Source organism: Candidatus Symbiobacter mobilis CR, from assembly GCF_000477435.1.
Lineage (GTDB): Bacteria > Pseudomonadota > Gammaproteobacteria > Burkholderiales > Burkholderiaceae_C > Rhodoferax > Rhodoferax mobilis.
Map to the genome: position 1 here is coordinate 2,270,482 of NC_022576.1, position 14,222 is coordinate 2,284,703.

The 14,222-nt window shown below is 46.7% G+C and carries 12 protein-coding genes and 1 pseudogene; 11 read left to right on the forward strand and 2 right to left on the reverse strand.

Annotation, left to right across the window (positions count from 1 at the left end; genetic code table 11):
* Positions 1-20 precede the first annotated feature (20 nt).
* Genes CENROD_RS09320 through CENROD_RS09355 form a run of 9 tightly spaced genes read left to right on the forward strand, consistent with a single transcriptional unit; the run spans position 21 to position 6,714 of the window.
* Complete coding sequence (locus CENROD_RS09320) at positions 21-1,598, forward strand: ATP-binding protein (protein WP_022775109.1); 1,578 nt, start codon at positions 21-23, stop codon at positions 1,596-1,598.
* Positions 1,595-2,179, forward strand: coding sequence for an FAD-binding oxidoreductase (locus CENROD_RS09325; RefSeq protein WP_022775113.1), 585 nt, complete (start codon positions 1,595-1,597; stop codon positions 2,177-2,179). Before CENROD_RS09320 ends, CENROD_RS09325 begins: the two co-directional genes overlap by 4 nt.
* A gap of 31 nt (positions 2,180-2,210) precedes the next feature.
* Positions 2,211-2,447, forward strand: coding sequence for a type II toxin-antitoxin system RelE/ParE family toxin (locus tag CENROD_RS09330; protein ID WP_238551774.1), 237 nt, complete (start codon positions 2,211-2,213; stop codon positions 2,445-2,447).
* Position 2,448: 1 nt separating this feature from the next.
* Positions 2,449-2,748: an addiction module antidote protein gene (locus CENROD_RS09335; protein ID WP_022775119.1), complete on the forward strand. Its 300-nt coding sequence runs from the start codon at positions 2,449-2,451 to the stop codon at positions 2,746-2,748.
* Positions 2,749-2,805: 57 nt separating this feature from the next.
* Positions 2,806-4,359, forward strand: coding sequence for an ATP-binding protein (locus CENROD_RS09340; RefSeq protein WP_022775122.1), 1,554 nt, complete (start codon positions 2,806-2,808; stop codon positions 4,357-4,359).
* Between the two features lie 31 nt (positions 4,360-4,390).
* Positions 4,391-4,819, forward strand: coding sequence for a cupin domain-containing protein (locus CENROD_RS14380; RefSeq protein ID WP_022775125.1), 429 nt, complete (start codon positions 4,391-4,393; stop codon positions 4,817-4,819).
* 2 nt (positions 4,820-4,821) lie between these two features.
* Positions 4,822-5,091 carry a class I SAM-dependent DNA methyltransferase gene (locus CENROD_RS12610; RefSeq protein WP_022775128.1) on the forward strand — a complete coding sequence of 90 codons (270 nt, stop codon included), beginning with the start codon at positions 4,822-4,824 and terminating at the stop codon, positions 5,089-5,091.
* Between the two features lie 42 nt (positions 5,092-5,133).
* Positions 5,134-5,577, forward strand: a complete 444-nt coding sequence (locus tag CENROD_RS13635) for a class I SAM-dependent methyltransferase (protein WP_022775131.1) — start codon at positions 5,134-5,136, stop codon at positions 5,575-5,577.
* A gap of 15 nt (positions 5,578-5,592) precedes the next feature.
* Positions 5,593-6,714: a DegT/DnrJ/EryC1/StrS family aminotransferase gene (locus tag CENROD_RS09355; RefSeq protein ID WP_041194544.1), complete on the forward strand. Its 1,122-nt coding sequence runs from the start codon at positions 5,593-5,595 to the stop codon at positions 6,712-6,714.
* A gap of 204 nt (positions 6,715-6,918) precedes the next feature.
* Here the strand turns inward: CENROD_RS09355 and CENROD_RS13175 are convergent, their stop codons facing one another.
* Both CENROD_RS13175 and CENROD_RS13180 read right to left on the reverse strand, forming a co-directional pair.
* A complete protein-coding gene (locus CENROD_RS13175) occupies positions 6,919-7,752 on the reverse strand; it encodes an IS5 family transposase (protein ID WP_081699947.1) in 834 nt (277 codons plus the stop codon).
* Positions 7,753-7,831: 79 nt separating this feature from the next.
* Positions 7,832-8,671 (reverse strand): annotated as a pseudogene (locus tag CENROD_RS13180) (IS5 family transposase).
* Positions 8,672-8,848: 177 nt separating this feature from the next.
* Here CENROD_RS13180 and CENROD_RS12615 point away from each other — a divergent pair.
* Together CENROD_RS12615 and CENROD_RS13185 are read left to right on the forward strand one after the other, a co-directional pair.
* Positions 8,849-11,848, forward strand: a complete 3,000-nt coding sequence (locus tag CENROD_RS12615) for an FkbM family methyltransferase (protein ID WP_051360361.1) — start codon at positions 8,849-8,851, stop codon at positions 11,846-11,848.
* 602 nt (positions 11,849-12,450) lie between these two features.
* Entirely contained in the window at positions 12,451-14,220 is a 1,770-nt protein-coding gene (locus tag CENROD_RS13185) for a glycosyltransferase family protein (RefSeq protein WP_022775145.1), read from the forward strand.
* The last annotated feature ends 2 nt before the right edge of the window (positions 14,221-14,222 follow it).

A 14,222-nucleotide genomic window follows, 5' to 3' on the forward strand; every position in this document is an offset into this window, starting at 1 on the left:
TGCACACACCGCATTCGCCCATGACTGCCCCCGTGCCCGCACGCCGCAAGCTCCCCATCGGTATCCAGAACTTCCGCCAGATGCGGGAGGAAGGCTACTACTACGTAGACAAAACTGGCTATGCGCTGGATTTGATCGAGCGCGGCAAATACTTCTTCCTCAGCCGCCCCAGGCGCTTCGGCAAAAGCCTGTTTCTGGACACGATCAAGGAACTGTACGAAGGCCATCGAGAGCTGTTTGTGGGGCTGGAGGCGGAGGAGCGGTGGGATTGGGGGCGGCAGTACCCCGTGGTCCGCCTTAGCTTCGGCGCTGGGGTATTGGGTTCGCAGGCGGATCTGGCCGAACACCTGCACTTGCAACTCACCCACCTGGAACGGCGTTTTGGGCTGACATCCACCTTTACCCATCCGCGCAGCCGGTTTATCGACTTGCTCGTCCAAATCCATGCCCTGCACCAACAGCGCGTCGTGGTACTGATCGACGAATACGACAAGCCGATCCTGGACAACCTCAGCAGCCAACGCACCGATGCCGCCCGCGAACTGCGCGATGCGCTGCGCGACATCTATTCCGTCATCAAAGACTGCGACGAACACCTCCAATTCGCCATGCTGACCGGAGTCAGCAAATTCAGCAAGGTCAATTTGTTTTCCGGGTTGAACAACCTGCAAGACATCACGCTGGATGCGCGGTACAGCGCACTATGCGGGTACACCGACGACGACATCGACACAGTTTTTGCGCCCGAGCTGGAGGGCTTGGATCGGGAAGAAATCCGTCGCTGGTACAACGGCTACAACTGGCTGGGAACCAGCGTCTACAACCCGTTCGATCTGCTGTTGTTATTTGAGACGCGGGAATTCCGGGCGTATTGGTTCGAGACGGGAACACCGACGTTTTTGATCGACTTGCTGCTGCAACGCCACATATTCACTCCTAATCTGGGCCACCTCGTCGCTACGGAGACCTTGCTTTCCACCTTTGACGTAGACAACATCCCCATTGAAGCGCTGATGTTCCAGGCGGGGTATCTCACCATTGCTTCCACGTCACCGACCCCAGGCCGTTGGGAATGCACGCTGCAATACCCGAATAGGGAAGTGCGGATGGGAACCAACGAACTGCTATTGCATGCATTGCTGCACGGGCGCACCACCCCGCCAGCAGGAAACATGGTTCGCTTGCTGCAAGCCAATGATTTTGTTGGAATGCAAGCCGTGCTGACTGCGCTGTTTGAGAGCATCCCCTACGAATGGTTTACCAACAACCCCATAGCCAGATACGAAGGTTATTACGCCAGCGTTTTTTACAGCTACTTTGCCGCACTGGGGCTGGATGTACAGGCAGAACCAAGCAGCAACGCAGGCAGATTGGACATGGCGGTTCGCTGCAATGGGCTTGTGGTTCTTTTTGAATTCAAAGTCGTGGAATGGGAGCCGGAAGGGCGGGCATTGGCCCAGATCAAAGAAAAAGGATATGCAAAGCCGTATTTGGCGGAAGGGGTGGATGTGGTTTTGGTTGGGGTGGAGTTCAGCGCAGAACGAAGAAGCGTTGTGGGGTTTGAGGTGGAAAAAGTTACGTCAACGAGGAAACCATGACAATAGAAAGAATAGAAAATCCCACGTTTGACGATGTGTGGAGATTGATTCAAGAAATTGCGTTGCTGGGCAAGGAAACCGATCGGAAGCTGCAAGAAACCGACCGCCTCGTTCAAGAAAATGCCAAGCAAATCAAAGAAACGAACCGTCAACTGGGCTTGCAAGGCAATCGGCTGGGTGAATTCGTGCAGGAAATGGTTCGCCCAGCGTTGGTGAGATTGTTTCGTGATCGCAACCTACCAGTGCATCAAGTCATTCCCAATATGTGCTCGTATGACGATAACCGGCAATTTCGCGCAGAAATTGATTTGTTGGTGGTCAACACAGATGTCGCAATTGCAGTGGAATGCAAGTCGCATTTGAAGCAGGCCGACGTTGACGAACATCTGGAACGGCTTGGAAATTTCAAAGAGTATTTTCCGCAATTCAAAGGTTTCAGCATATTGGGAGCGGTGGCAGGGATGGTATTGCCGGATGAAGTGGGGCGATACGCATACCGCAAGGGGTTGTATGTACTGGCGCAGTCTGGCGAGGGTATTGACATTCGCAATGACGGGCAGTTTCAGCCGCAGCAATGGTGAGATGGTTTTTGCGATTTGTGATTCGCCCAACATGAACTCCCGCCGCATCCATGCCCGCATCGACCGTGCGGAAGATGGAAACTTCGGCGACTGTGGACCGGTTGGTGAAGGTGTATCGGAGATGCGGATTCACTATGGGCCTGGCTATCGTGTGTATTTCGCGCAGCGCGGAATGGAACTGGTGATATTGCTGGCTGGTGGGGGCAAATCTACCCAGTCGAAAGATATCAAAACTGCGCTGGAACTTGCGCGGGAACTAGGAGGCTGACATGGGAACGCTCAAACTGCGCAAATGGGATAGTGCAGAACACCTCAAGACTCAGGAAGATATAGTGTTGTACTTGGAAGCATGCATGGAAGAGGCGGGGGACGACGCAGCCTTCATTGTCAAGGCACTTGGTAACATTGCGCGCGCCAAAGGCATGACGCAACTTGCCAATGAAAGTGGTCTTGGTCACGAAAGTCTGTACACAGCACTCTCTGGCGAAGGCAACCCAAGTTTTGCCACCATCCTCAAGGTCATGCATGCGCTTGGTCTCAAGCTTCACCCTGAAATCGCACATGTCTGATTTCAAAGAGAAATAGCCCCAGCAGTGATAAGACTGTTTATCGTCTAACTGTCCAACATGACCCCCCGCCGCAAGTTGCCCATCGGTATCCAAAACTTCCGCCAGATGCGGGAGGAAGGGTACTACTACGTCGACAAAACCGGCTATGCGCTGGATTTGATCGAGCGCGGCAAATACTTCTTCCTCAGCCGTCCCAGGCGCTTCGGCAAAAGCTTGTTTCTGGACACGATCAAGGAACTGTACGAAGGCCACCGCGAACTGTTTGTGGGGTTGGCGGCGGAAGAGCGGTGGGACTGGGGGCGGCAATACCCGGTCATCCTGCTGAGTTTTGCGGAAGGCGTGGTGCATAGCCTGGAAGTGCTTCGCGCCAAGATCGCAGAGCAAATCGAAATCCAGGAAGAACGCTTCGGTGTCAGCACCAACCAGCCCACCCTGTCAGGCCGCTTCAGTGCATTGATACGCCGGGTGCAGGCAAAGGTGGGGCAGCGCGTAGTGGTGCTGATCGACGAATACGACAAGCCGATTTTGGAAAACCTGACCGACCCGCCGATTGCCCGCGACCTGCGCGAAGGGCTGAAGGACCTCTACTCCGTCATCAAAGGCCAGGATGCCAGCATCCAATTCGCCATGCTGACGGGTGTAAGCAAATTCAGCAAGGTCAATTTGTTTTCCGGGTTGAACAACCTGCAAGACATCACGCTGGATGCGCGGTACAGCGCACTATGCGGTTACACCGACGACGACATCGACTCAGTTTTTGCGCCCGAGCTGGGGGGGCTGGACCGGGAAGAAATTCGCCGCTGGTACAACGGCTACAACTGGCTGGGAACCAGCGTCTACAACCCGTTCGATCTGCTATTGCTATTCGAGACGCGGGAATTCCGGGCGTATTGGTTCGAGACGGGAACACCGACGTTTTTGATCGACTTGCTCGCCGAGCGCAAGATATGGTTGCCCACATTGGGCCAGCGGGTGAGCGATGCAGCACTGCTTTCCACCTTCGACGTAGACAACATCCTCATCGAAGCGCTGATGTTCCAGGCGGGGTACCTCACCATCGACAGTGTTTCCAGCCTGGAAGACAGCACGTACTATCAGCTTCGATACCCGAACCGGGAAGTACGCCAAAGCCTGTATTCCTGTCTATTGCAAGCATGGAGCCACGATGCAGCTAACACAGCCCAGTGCAGAATTTCGCTGTACCGCTTGCTCCAAGCCAATGATTTTGTTGGGATGCAAAAGCTGTTCACAGCCTTTTTTGACAGCATCCCCTACGAATGGTTTACCAACAACCCCATAGCCAGGTACGAAGGCTACTACGCCAGCGTGTTCTACAGCTACTTTGCCGCACTGGGGCTGGATGTACAGGCAGAACCGAGCAGCAACGCAGGCAGATTGGACATGGCGGTTCGCTGCAATGGGCTTGTGGTTCTTTTTGAATTCAAAGTCGTGGAATGGGAGCCGGAAGGGCGGGCATTGGCGCAGATCAAAGAAAAAGGATATGCAAGGGCGTATTTGGCGGAAGGGGTGGATGTGGTTTTGGTTGGGGTGGAGTTCAGTGCGGAGCGTAGGGGAGTGGTGGGGTTTGAGGTGGAAAAAATAAACCCATGATTCAGTTGAACTTGATTGTGTAATGATTTGTATGTTCATTATTATTGAAGAACTTAATAAAATACTTGCATATATTATACGTTCAAATTATCATGCAGAAGGTATTCAATTCTTCACTCCAGACGACTTTTCACAACAATTGGCTTACATGAGCCGTCCATCTGGCTACGTTATTTCGCCGCATGTACACAATCCAGTAAAAAGGGAAGTACAGTACACAAAAGAAGTTCTTTTTATCAAATCTGGCAAAATTCGTGTGGATTTCTATAATGAAGACAAAAAATATTTACAAAGTCGAATTCTCTGTACAGGGGATGTATTATTATTGGCTCATGGCGGGCATGGTTTTGAAATGCTGGAAGATAGTGAGATCATCGAAGTGAAGCAAGGGCCTTATGCTGGGGAACAAGACAAAACTCGCTTCATTCCTACTGTTGATCAAATCTACATTCCTGAATGATCATGCAAGAACCTACTCCAGTTTTTGATGTCTACAGTCAATATTACAATCTGTGCTACCAAGATAAAAATTACAAAGCCGAGGCTGCCTACGTTCGCGATAGTTTGGCGCACTGTGGTGTAAAAAATGGCAATGTGCTCGAATTCGGTTGTGGCACTGGCATACATGGACGTTTACTTGCTGAGATGGGTTACAGGGTTCATGGCGTAGATCGAAGTCCGGAAATGATTTTTCAAGCCAAGGAAGGGAGCGGATTCACCTGTGCCACGTGAGACATTTCTGTACTAGAGTTGGGAAAAAAATTTAATGCTGTCGTGTCCTTGTTTCATGTATTTGGCTACCAGATAACGAATGATGCAGTACAGGCATTTTTTGATAGTGCAGTAAGACATCTAAATTCAGGCGGGTTGTTTTTGTTCGACTTCTGGTATTCTCCATCTGTGTATTCACATCGCCCAGAGGTTCGTGTCAAAAGGATGACTGACGAGTGTGCAGATATCATCCGCATTGCAGAATCAGTATTGCATCCTAATGAAAACCGAGTAGATGTCCACTACACCATACAGGTATGCAATAGAAATTCGCAGCAATTCAAAACATGGACGGAAGTGCATAGAATGCGTCATTTTTCTATTCCAGAAGTAGATTTATGGGCGGAACGAGCGGGTTTTCATAGAATAAATGTAGAAGAAATTGTCACAAAATGTCCGCCAAGTGAAAAAACATGGGCGGTATTTGTTGTATTACAGAAATTATAAATAATTTTAATGGAAATGTCTTCTTTCATTCCTGTTAATAAACCTTTGCTTGATGGAAAAGAAAAGCAATATCTGATTGAGTGCATTGAGAGTGGGTGGATTTCTTCTGAAGGCCCTTTCGTAGAAGAATTTGAACGACGATTTGCAGCACGGGTGGGCCGCAAGCACGGGGTTGCTGTTTGTAATGGCACTGCGGCTATTGATGCAGCGGTGGAAGCAATCGGAATTGGTCCGGGGGACGAAGTGATCGTTCCTACTTTCACGATCATTTCTTGTATTGGTCAGATTCTCCGTAATGGTGCATGGCCAATATTTATCGATAGTAACCCGCAAACATGGAATATGGATGTAGGTCAAATTGAAAAGAAGATCACACCACGTACGAAAGCGATCCTACTGGTACACGTCTACGGCCTACCTGCTGATGTGGGTCCAATCTTGGAGATCGCCCAGAAGCATGGGCTGAAGGTGATTGAAGATGCTGCTGAAATGCATGGGCAAACTTATTGTGGAAAACCCTGTGGCAGTTTTGGTGACCTGAGTATTTTTAGCTTTTATCCGAATAAACACATCACGACAGGGGAAGGGGGAATGGTCGTCACGGACGATGATGAACTTGCTTCGACGTGCCGCAGCCTGCGCAATCTCTGCTTCCAACAACAGCGTCGTTTCGTTCATGATCGGCTTGGATGGAATTTGCGCATGACGAACATGCAGGCAGCGTTGGGTTTAGCGCAATTGGAACGGCTTGATGAGTTTGTGCAGCGCAAGCGTGCGATGGGGGCGCGATATAATGAATTGTTACATGGCTTGCCGGGGGTACAGCTCCCTTTACAGCAGACAGACTACGCTCAAAATATTTACTGGGTGTATGGAATAGTATTGGATGCGTCGTTAGGTTTTGATGCCCATGAGGCTATGCATCGTTTGGAAGAAAAAAGGATTGGGACGCGCCCCTTTTTTTACCCTTTACATCTTCAACCGCTACTTCAGGAGAAATACTCTTCTCATAAAGGGGCATATCCTGTGGCGGAGCGAATGGGAGAACAAGGGCTGTATTTGCCTAGTGGAATGGCTTTGACGATGGAACAGATAGATACAGTTGCCAAAACTGTTAGGGATGTATTAGCTCAATGAGCGCTGTTGATAACGAATAACTATCTATTATAAATCATTCGTGTGTGTTGCCTCCAGTACAAATGGCTGTATTTTTTGATCAACAATTGGCATCAGGGCGCGGGTATCCGCAAGCTATTATCCCAACAGGGTTGGAACGTAGGATATCACACATAGGCTCATATTAATAGAAATGGAGTTGCGTCGGCTATATATACTAAGAGCCTATTTCAGTAGGCAATATGCCCTTAAAGTGATTAGGGCGCAAGTGAGGTGCAACATGGCGATATACGTTTCAGGAAGTTTTTCCCAACGCACCAGAATTCGGCGAAAGCGATTCATCCAGCTATGTGTACGTTCTACTACCCAGCGCCGTGCCTTGAAACCAGCTTCTTGCTTTATAGATTTAGCTTCTTCGCCTCTGGAACGAATGTGAGCCGTAAAGCCAAATTCTTTGACGATCTCTCTTACTTCATCATAATCGTATCCTTTGTCCAAGCAGATGCCTTGTGGTTTTGTATCCGTCGGGTCTGGTCGTTTTGCTTTGATGTCTTCCAGCGTACTCCTGACCAGCTTCATGTCGTGCCGATTCGCACCGTCGATGGCGACGGCAAGCGGTATGCCTGCACCATCAGTGAGCACACTGCGCTTGACACCTTGCTTGCCTCGATCTGTTGGGTTGGCACCAGTTGTTTGCTGACCTGCTAGGGGCGCTTTGGTTAACGCTCCATCCATGGATGTCCATGCCCAATCAATGCCTTGGGATTTGTCGTATTCGACCAATTGTTGTATCCAAAGGGCTGAAAATACACCTGCTTTCGTCCATTCGCGAAAGCGTCGATAGGCAGAACTGCACGAGCAAATTCCCGTCATGTTTAAGGCGTTCCACTGGCAGCCAGTTCGCAATACGAAAAGAATTGCGTTCATTGCGCTGCGATCAGATACACGCGGATTATGGCAACCAAGGGGATGTTTTTTGGGTTCAGGGAGCGATAATTTTATTATTCCCCAGAGTGCATCATGCAATCTCCACCCATCATCATGAAATATCAGGCCCATAATTTTCCTCATCTGGGTTATTGCGACTGTGATGATTAATATTATATATCATTAGCCTACTGAAATAGGCTCTAAGAGCCTATTTCAGTAGGCAATATGCCCTTAAAGTGATTCGGGCACAAGTGATGTGCAACATGGTGATATACGTTTCAGGAAGTTTTTCCCAACGAACCAGAATTCGGCGAAAGCGATTCATCCAGCTATGTGTACGTTCTACTACCCAGCGCCGTGCCTTGAAACCAGCTTCTTGCTTTATAGATTTTGCTTCTTCACCTCTGGAACGAATGTGAGCCGTAAAGCCAAATTCTTTGACGATCTCTCTGGCTTCATCATCATCGTATCCTTTGTCCAAGCAGATGCCTTGTGATTTTGTATCCGTCGGGTCTGGTCATTTTGCTTTGATGTCTTCCAGCGTACTCCTGACCAGCTTCATGTCGTGCCGATTCGCACCGTCGATGGCGACGGCAAGCGGTATGCCTGCACCATCAGTAAGCACACTGCGCTTGACACCTTGCTTGCCTCGATCTGTTGGGTTGGCCCCAGTTATTTGCTGACCTGCTAAAGGTGCTTTGGTTAACGCTCCATCCATGGATGTCCATGCCTAATCGATGCCTTGGGATTTGTCGTATTCGACCAATTGTTGTATCAAAGGGCTGAAAATACACCTGCTTTCGTCCATTCGCGAAAGCGTCGATAGGCAGAACTGCACGAGCAAATTCCCGTCATGTTTAAGGCGTTCCACTGGCAGCCAGTTCGCAATACGAAAAGAATTGCGTTCATTGGGCTGCGATCAGATACAGATACACGCAGATTAGGGCAACCCAGGGAATGTTTTTTGGGTTCAGGGAGCGAATAATTTTATTATTCCCCAGAGTGCATTATGCAATCTCCACCTATCATTATAAAATACCAAACCCATAATTTTCTTTATCTATGTTATTGCGACTGTGATGATAAACATTATATGTAATTAGTCTACCGAAATAGGCCCTAAGTTTTTTGATGCTACTTGTGTATCACGATATGCGCCTTGTATAGGATGGCAAACTGTGCCCGTTGTGGCTTTTGAATTAGATAAAAATACCTGGAGAAAAACATGAGAGTCCACATTGTTTGTTATGAAGATGTTCACAGTTGGATTCTTGGGAAATTTGCCTTGCGATTGCAGGAGTGTTTGTTGCCATTTGATATTTCAGCGACAATATCTAAGGAGCCGGATTCGCAGTCAGACATCAATCACCACATTATCTACTACGATTATGATGGCCGAAAAACTACAACGGAAACTATCATGGTCACTCATATTGATACTGACTGGAAGCGTGAACGTTTGCTCCAGCAGTTGATAAATGCTGAAATGGCCGTCTGCATGTCTTCAGAGACAGTAGATCGTCTTGCTGCAGAGGGTTTACCCAGGGAGAAGTTGTGTTTTGTGAATCCAGGTCACGATGGCCAAGTGCTACCTAGGAAAAACATTGTAGGTATTACCAGTAAAGTTCAACCTAGTGGATGTAAACGTGAAAATATTCTTCTTGATCTTGTTCAATATATTTCACCAAATGACTTTGAGTTTCGAATCATGGGTGCTGGTTGGGATAATATAGTTCAGAAACTTCAAATGGCAGGTTTTTCTGTTCGATATTGGAACGCTTTTGAACGAACTGAATATCAAAAGTTGATGCCAACCTTAGACTATTACCTATATACAGGTCTCGATGAAGGTTCCATGGGATTCATGGATGCATTGACAGCAGGTGTTGAGACAATCGTTACATCGCAGGGTTATCACTTGGATGCTCCAGGTGGGATTGTTCATGGCTGGACTACGCTTCCGGAGTTGGTGAGGATATTTCAGGGGATAGTTCGAAAAAAGGAACTGCTACGTAAATCTGTAGAGGACTGGACATGGTCAGAATATGCAAGACTCCATTATTCTCTTTGGCAGTATTTGCTAGCAAGGAAGGTAGGCATTCCAGTTACTAAAACCCAATCAAAAGCACTCAGTAAGATGGCTGTTTTGATGCCATCCGAGTTTTCTTGTCCTGTTAGTACTGACAATACAGAAAATGAGCTGATCGTTACGCCAAAAGTTCCGTCAACTATACAATTTACCCAGGTAACGCGCAATGGGATATTATTCGAACTTGATCTTTCCGAAACAATAGAGCGCAGTATATACGATATAGGATGTTTTGAACCAGCCACAACGGCAGCGATAGCAAAGCTGGTTAAATCAGGTATGACAGTTATAGACATAGGTGCCAATATCGGTGCTCATGCTTTATTTATGGCTCAGCTTGTTGGACTGACTGGACGTGCGTTTGCGATCGAGCCTATGAGTGAAGCGTTTCGCAAACTTAGCCGCAATCTGGAATTAAATCCATTGTTAGCAAACCTATCACTTCATCGTGTAGCGTTAGGCTCAGAAAATGGTAGTTTGCTGGCCAATTTTAACTATAGTTGGCCATTGGATGGAAACTATCGTGACGTAATACCTGAATCGGTTCCGGTGAGATGTCTGGATGATTTTCTTGATGAACAGGGCATCACAAGGGTAGATCTGATCAAACTAGATGTTGATGGTTTTGAACACAAAATTTTACGTGGTGCTTCGCGAACACTTCGAGAAATGCGACCAATCCTGGTGATGGAACTATGCAACTACACATTAGAAAGTGTTGGGGACAGTGCGGCAACCATGCTGGAAGAGATCGTTGCATGCCGATACTGCTTTTTCTTTGAACAAGATTTTCGCCCTGCAACACCTAGTGAACTTCTGGAAGCAATTCCTGTAGGAAGCAGCATTAATGTCATTGCTATGCCTGAGAAGATTCCTGCTCAAGCGACTAGTGACTACTGTAAGAAAGCTAATGGTCAAAAACCTCGTATCATGTTAATGGCAGATATTCCTAATTGGATATTTGCACGACACTGCCAAGTTTTGATCCAGTTGCTGGGAAATGAATTCGACTTCGATCTGAAGTTTCATGGGCAGTCATATAATGAAGATGATTATGATTTGCTTTATCCTCTCGAATGGAATTTGATTCCGTCAAGTCAAATAAGAACGCCAGCCAAGTATGTTACCAGCATACGTTCACACACTTCTTGGGCTGGACAGGATTTTCTGGGGTTTGTGAACTACCTTTCATGTCAATTTCAGCGCATCCACACAGTTTCCAAACGGCTTACCAACATCTTCAGTCCTTTTGTTCCCAACACTGCTTATGTTACGCATGGCACAGATACATCTTTTTTTGTATCATCAACCCATGCCGACTTTTCAGGCGCTGGAAAGATTCGCATTGGCTGGGCTGGTAATCGAGTCAACAAGACTAAGGGTTTCGATGAACTGATTGTCCCACTAGGGCATATTCCAGGTGTTGAGCTTGTTATCTGTGGTTACATGGACAATCATCTTGATCTTGTGGAAATGCGTAATTTTTACAACACGATTGATGTTTATGTTTGCACATCACACCAAGAGGGCAATAACAACTCGCTTATGGAGGCTGCTGCCATGGAACGTGCGATCATTACAACGGATAATGGCACTGTACCGGAGTACCTACGCAGTGGCTACAGTGCAGTAATTGTTGAACGCGAACTGCCTGTACTTATAAGAGCTGTTTGTACACTTCGGGATGATCCCAACCTGAGGGTGGAGTTAGGACGACATGCACGCGCAGCAGTTGTAGCAAACTTCGACTGGAATGTGATGGCACAAAAATATGCAAATTTCTTTCATGATGCACTTCAAGCAGCAAGTACATGGAAACCAGCAATCGGTGCTGTGGAGGCGGCAGTAGCATCTAAGCATGCAGTATCGAACGTAAGTGGGATTGATGTTTTTACACTGATATCAGCAGCCGAACGTTATATCGAAGAGATGCGCACTGATGAAGCAATTGGACTTTATCAGACATGGTTAGACAATAATATTAGTTCACCGCTTGCCTACGCTGTGTTGTTTAATCTTGGGGTTTGCCAAATAAATTCAGGATACAAACAAATAGCAGTGGTAAATTTAAATCACGCATTAAAATTGAACCCTAACTTCATCCTGGCAAAAAAGGCTATTGAATCACTAGCTTAACAATCCAAAATTTCAGCTTACCGTGTATTGGTCTAATTTTTGTGAATATACTACCCCGTTGCATCCTTCAGCTCTTCTTGGACTCAATGTGTTGCCCCCCATGACACAGTAGATGTCTGGTAGATTTATTATGGATAGGGGGCGGAGGAAGACATTCGAGATGTCGCGTACTAACAGGTAATTTCAGGAACAGATAGCACGAAAAATGATGCCACCCGAAATTCAAATCATTCCACCGATCAGCCAATAGGTGTGTATTTCAACGCCTGACTTGTGCGCTTGGCGCAGTATTGATTTCGATCACAAGGCCACGTAGCACATGCACAGCCAGATGACCTGCAAGGGGTGGACTGGAAAGTGAGGGTGCCTGCGGCGCTCAAAACCGTGGCAATGAAAAAAGCCGAGAAGCCAGAATACTGATGGCAAAATTGCTTGTGCCCTGAACAATTGCAGGTTTGGGAGCAAGCGTTCGAAGAAGAAAGTATCAAAGGCCCCGTCAATGCATGCGATGAGCGAGAGCGCTTGAGTGAAATAATGGACATCTTTTTTACGCACACCGGTACGACAATAACAATCGCTGATAAATAATATACTGACAAATTATGAATATTTGTATTGTCGAAACTATTAAAGATTTCCAAACACACTTTGGCTTAGCTTTTGATGGTGTATTATTGGAAACGGATCTTGATGTAGTTGAGGTCGATACTGATGCAAACGGGCGAGCGCGGCGAGATGCTGAAGTGTTGTGTACTTTGGCTGCCAATGCTGAAGGCGATGTACTCGAACTAGGAACTTCGCATGGTAGAGGTACCTACAAGCTAGCAACAAATCTCCAGCAGGGCTACCAGTGTCATACAGTCAATATCCTGCCTGAGCAAGAAAATTCCACCTCTGGTAAATTAATCACACACCTTCTCACGAAAGATGAAATAGGGTCATACTATCGGGAGCGCGGGATTACAAATATTGTGCAGTACTATGGGAATACAGCTCAATGGCAACTTCCATCAGGGCTACAGAATTTCTCAATGGTGTTCATTGACGCTGCACATGATGAGGAAAATGTCTATTTGGATTCCAAACTTGTCTGGGATCGAATCAAGCCAGGTGGATTTATGGTTTGGCACGATTTCTCGCCTTTGAATCTACATTTTGACTGGATTGTGGCCTCTATGAAGGGGGCCGAGCGATTTATCCGAGAATTTCAATTAGAAAAAGTTGAGATTGTGAATCTCAGGCACTCTTGGTGTGGTGTCTTGCGCAAGCCAGAAGTGCCACAAGTAGCTGCCAAAGATCATAAAGAAATTTTACTTAATAGCACATATTCTACAACCAATTATCATGCGGCACAGTGTATTGTCAAATGTGCTGATATGAGGGCGTTGAATTATGCAATAGTGTATCCAGCCTACTCATTGGATCGAGTAGCAGAAGAATGTCAATTAGCAAGTAATTTAAATCAGCTAGGATACAACGTAGAAGCGATAGGTATCCCCTGCCACGGGGCTTGGTGGCCATTTCCAATGCTAGACCGTAAATGGAAAACAAAAAGTGCTGATTTGATGAGCCGCTACGGGATATTGGAGGATAAGCTTGAGGATAAAGACGTTCTGATCGCTGCAGGCGGCTCTATGTTGCACCCAGACTTTATTCGTTCACTTTCAACATTTAATGTATTTTATTGTGCAGATGACCCGGAAAGCTCAGAGTATCTTTCCAAACCGGTGGCTGCTTCATTCGATTTTTCTTTCGTAGCAAATATTGCTTGTCTGCCTGATTACTTGAAATGGGGAGTAAAACGTGTAGCATGGTTGCCTCTTCCAGTATTAACTTCGGAACTAGATAGTTCAATTAAAAAAGAATCGATATTAAACACAGGACGCTGTTTTGACATTGTTATGTGCTGTGAACAAATTTATGGTTTAAGCGACAGAGCACTTCGTCTTGAGCAACTAAATAAAATATTTCCCCATGCTATATTACGAGGGAAAGGATGGCCTGATGGTTACGTAAGCATACCTCAGTTAAACTATTTATATAGAAATGCAAGAATAGGCTGGAACTTGCATAATTCCATCGGGCCCGTTAATAGTCGTCTCATGAAATTACCAGCATTTGGTGCATTGCAAATATGCGATTGTCGCGATAATCTTGGTAAAATATTTAAACTCGATGAAGAAGTGATTGGATTTAATACCCTGAACGAGTGCATTGATGCAACGAGATACTATTTAGCTCACGAAGATGAGCGTCGAAAGATAGCATTGGCTGGATGGAAGCGGGTCATGTCTGATTACATAGATGAACAGTGGTGGATGCGTTTATTGGGGTACATTGAACCTTATTTAGTTTCTGGCCAAAAACGGTAAAA

Coding starts and splice junctions, on each gene's coding strand:
- CENROD_RS09320 (WP_022775109.1), top strand. CDS start 21: ATGACTGCCCCCGTGCCCGCACGCCGCAAGCTCCCCATCGGTATCCAG.
- CENROD_RS09325 (WP_022775113.1), top strand. CDS start 1,595: ATGACAATAGAAAGAATAGAAAATCCCACGTTTGACGATGTGTGGAGA.
- CENROD_RS09330 (WP_238551774.1), top strand. CDS start 2,211: ATGAACTCCCGCCGCATCCATGCCCGCATCGACCGTGCGGAAGATGGA.
- CENROD_RS09335 (WP_022775119.1), top strand. CDS start 2,449: ATGGGAACGCTCAAACTGCGCAAATGGGATAGTGCAGAACACCTCAAG.
- CENROD_RS09340 (WP_022775122.1), top strand. CDS start 2,806: ATGACCCCCCGCCGCAAGTTGCCCATCGGTATCCAAAACTTCCGCCAG.
- CENROD_RS14380 (WP_022775125.1), top strand. CDS start 4,391: ATGTTCATTATTATTGAAGAACTTAATAAAATACTTGCATATATTATA.
- CENROD_RS12610 (WP_022775128.1), top strand. CDS start 4,822: ATGCAAGAACCTACTCCAGTTTTTGATGTCTACAGTCAATATTACAAT.
- CENROD_RS09355 (WP_041194544.1), top strand. CDS start 5,593: ATGTCTTCTTTCATTCCTGTTAATAAACCTTTGCTTGATGGAAAAGAA.
- CENROD_RS13175 (WP_081699947.1), bottom strand. CDS start 7,752: ATGGGCCTGATATTTCATGATGATGGGTGGAGATTGCATGATGCACTC.
- CENROD_RS12615 (WP_051360361.1), top strand. CDS start 8,849: ATGAGAGTCCACATTGTTTGTTATGAAGATGTTCACAGTTGGATTCTT.
- CENROD_RS13185 (WP_022775145.1), top strand. CDS start 12,451: ATGAATATTTGTATTGTCGAAACTATTAAAGATTTCCAAACACACTTT.